This window comes from Ligilactobacillus pobuzihii E100301 = KCTC 13174 (assembly GCF_000349725.1).
GTDB classification, from domain to species: Bacteria; Bacillota; Bacilli; order Lactobacillales; family Lactobacillaceae; genus Ligilactobacillus; species Ligilactobacillus pobuzihii.
The window spans coordinates 276,418-279,685 of the sequence record NZ_KB714693.1 but is presented as its reverse complement, the minus strand read 5'-3'; the positions used below and the strand labels follow the sequence as shown (position 1 = coordinate 279,685).

Here is a 3,268-nt window from a genome sequence, read left to right as displayed (position 1 = left end):
GCCCAATAACTAGGCCAGCCATTCCCATAGCCGTCCCACGTTTATTTGGCGGATAGATCGATGCCATTATCGTCTGGTAAACAGGAGCAGTGATCCCCACACCGATTGCTTGAACTAAACGCCCAATCAAAATCGTAATAAACGAATTTGCAAAAAAACAAATAATCGTACCCATTAAAAATATAGCTGCAGAAGACAAGTATAATTTGCGTGAGTCAAAACGTTTGATAAAAAATCCAGTGATCGGCATAGTGATCCCCATCACCAACATAAAACCAGTCGTCAACCACTGAACCGTAGTGGCTGAGATGTTAAAAGATTTCATCAAAGATGGGAATGCGGTCGTTAGCATAGTTGTTGTAATAAAATTACTAAACGTACCGATCAACATCGTAAATACTAAGGCAAGTCGATTATATGGCTTGCCGTTTTGATCAAGCACTTGACTCGAATCACCCTGACTCATTAAACCACCCCTTAATTAATATTTATATTATTTGATAAAATCTTACTAAAAGTTAATAAAACATATTATAACATAGTTACTCAAATTGCTTGACACCCACGATATCAAGTAAATAGTAAGGTTCCTGCTGCAAGAGCATTCCACGTCATATGGATCGCGAGTGAACGTGCTAAACTTCCATGTAAATAATACTCACGCACGATCACGAAAGATAAAATGCCGTAAGTTGCGCTGGCTGTGATGACCGCAACGATTGCATTCCACGATGGGGCAACAAATGCCCCATAGAGCTGTTGCCCCATATGTGCCAGAATAAAAAACGTCCAACTTACCACCGCTAATTTTTTCCGATGGTTCTGAGCTGGATTGACTCGTCGTGTTTTGATTGGACCGATCAACAATAAACGATACATTGTTTCTTCACAAACTGGTGCCACGACTACTGCCAGAAACAAGGTAACGAACTTACTCATTGCATTTAATTTGAGCATTTGATTAATACCAGCCTGGTTTTGCGCAGTTTCGGGAACGATATGCAAAATTTGCAAGATAAATTGAAGGATCATGTTCAAAACAACTATTATCAACAATCCATTTGTAATTGACGAGATCAAATGACCAACATGAGTAATAAAAGAATAGTGTGGCGCAACCTTAACATGATGTTCAATGTACCAAGCATAACCGCCAAAAAATAATAATAGCATAGTAAAAACTGCCACAACTTGTAAGATACCTTGCCAAGAAGTATCCCCGTGGGCAGCTGGCAGCTCAACTAAAAATTGCCCACCAAAATAAATAATATGAAATAAAATAAATAAGAATACTACCTTATACCATCGTTTCCAATTCGTCATCCAAAAACTCCCCTAGATAATTACCGCTTTGATATAACATGTATTTTAATGCAAATAGCGTCCGCAATGTGGACAAAAGTTAAAGTCTTGATAAGGTTGCGCTGGATAAGTTGGATGACAATATTCACAATCTTGTTGTTTTTTATGATTCATATGAAATCTCTTTAAAGTTATCTCATCTAAGCCTTCTTCAAATGGAAAATGTATTGTCCTATGCTCGGCTGACATTCGTCCAAGTTGAACAATTTCTACATCGCTAGGATCATTCAATGTTTCTAAAGCTGTCTGATAAGTACGAGCATTTTCAATTGCTTCATCAAAATCACTAACTTTGTCTTTAACTTGACCTGCGATCAATATTAAAAAATTTCCACCATTAGTTATGATATCCTCTTTAGTCAAGATTTTACGGCCACTTAAAAGATGTTCCCAACTGGCTTGACTCATTTTTTGCGCTTTTTTCAAATTAGTTTTTGTCGCCTCAAACACTCGCTTGATCTTACCACCACGTGTGCTAACAATGTAATAATCAATTTGTTGCATGATAGTTCCTCCAGGAAATATTTTTAGTTTTAATAAAAATTGAAACATATCGCTCTGATCAGACAAATAACTATTTCCGCTATAAATTACTAAAAAGAAAAGAACGTTTCCTAAAGTCGAAACGTCCTTCTTTTATGCTAAAACTAGTGATCCAAAACAGTAACTGTTGGTTCAGTCTTAACATAATGACCAATACCACGCCAGAATTCCTTGTAGCTAGCACTTTGCTTATGGGTTTCTAAAGCTTCATCATCAGCCCAGTGCTCAATTATTTCATATTCATTACCAACATCCATTTTCTTATAATGGTCATAAGAAACATTGCCATTTTCCTGGCGTGAACGCTCGACCATTTCTTCGATAAAATGTTCGTAATAAGGTTGCCAGCCTGGTCTAACTGTAAATGATGCATTAACGATTTTCATTCTCGTTTCCTCCTTGGATTAATTAAACTAAAAACACTATAGATTGATGTAACCAATGTTAATTATAACAAAAATATCTAATTTTTTTAATTCGATCTTTTTAGTTCACAAATTTTTCTTAAGGTTTGCAAAATCAATCAATTACTCGTTTTATCCCATTATTTTTTGAAACCAATGTGTAGTGCCGCAGCTCCAAAGAAAAACATCCGATATGAAGCTGGCTGTAAGCCAACTTCATTAAAAACACGTAGCAATTCATGCGCCGACAAGAAATTTTTACTTGTTTGTTGCAAATAATTATAATCATCATAATGGTCAGTCACCATTTTTGCCATAAATGGTACAACTTTGAAATACAAGCTCCAAAACTTATGAATCATTTTATCTTCTGGCTGTGAAGTTTCCAAACAAGCCACCACGCCTTCAAGGCGAGTAACACGTTGCATTTCTTGTAAGACTTGTTTAGCATCTGGAACATTTCGTAATCCAAACCCGATCGTCACACAATCAAACATTTGATCATCAAATGGCAAGTTCATCGCATCACCTTGGATCAAAGTAACGCGTTCTGTCATGCCAGCAGCAGCAACTTTTTTCTTGGCGATCTCTAACATATCTGCACTAAAATCTAACGCATACACATGTCCGCTAACACCAACTGCATGCGCTAAGTCTAATGACCAATCACCTGTTCCACAACAAAGATCCAAAACTGTAGCTCCATACTTTACATCGAGCACTTTCATCGTTTCTTCACGCCAACGTTTATGCATGCCTAATGTGATCACATTGTTCATCGAATCATATTTATTCGAGACCCTATCAAATAGATCTGCAACATCTTTTTCGGATGTTTTATTTGTTAAAGGCACTAGCTCACACTCTCCTAATTTCTTCTACTTACTGACTTAGTTTACATCATTCATCTCGGTAAATATTATTTAATTTAGATACCAGATCCACCTCCACCAGATGAA

The 3,268-nt window shown here is 36.7% G+C and carries 5 protein-coding genes; all 5 read right to left on the bottom strand.

All coding sequences use genetic code 11. The features are described 5' to 3' along the window. Positions 1–466: MFS transporter (locus LACPOB_RS13020; RefSeq protein WP_040532803.1), on the bottom strand; the 466-nt coding region annotated here is incomplete at its 3' end. 104 nt (positions 467–570) lie between these two features. After that, entirely contained in the window at positions 571–1,323 is a 753-nt protein-coding gene (locus LACPOB_RS0105395) for a CPBP family glutamic-type intramembrane protease (RefSeq protein ID WP_017867814.1), read from the bottom strand. A 45-nt stretch (positions 1,324–1,368) separates the two neighbouring features. Beyond that, positions 1,369–1,866, bottom strand: a complete 498-nt coding sequence (locus tag LACPOB_RS0105390; RefSeq protein ID WP_017867813.1) for a hypothetical protein — start codon at positions 1,864–1,866, stop codon at positions 1,369–1,371. A gap of 143 nt (positions 1,867–2,009) precedes the next feature. After that, the gene (locus LACPOB_RS0105385) at positions 2,010–2,291 is read right to left on the bottom strand and encodes a putative quinol monooxygenase (RefSeq protein ID WP_017867812.1); all 282 of its coding nucleotides are present in this window, start codon (positions 2,289–2,291) and stop codon (positions 2,010–2,012) included. Between the two features lie 158 nt (positions 2,292–2,449). Next, a complete protein-coding gene (locus LACPOB_RS0105380) occupies positions 2,450–3,163 on the bottom strand; it encodes a demethylmenaquinone methyltransferase (RefSeq protein WP_017867811.1) in 714 nt (237 codons plus the stop codon). Between the last annotated feature and the right edge of the window lie 105 nt (positions 3,164–3,268).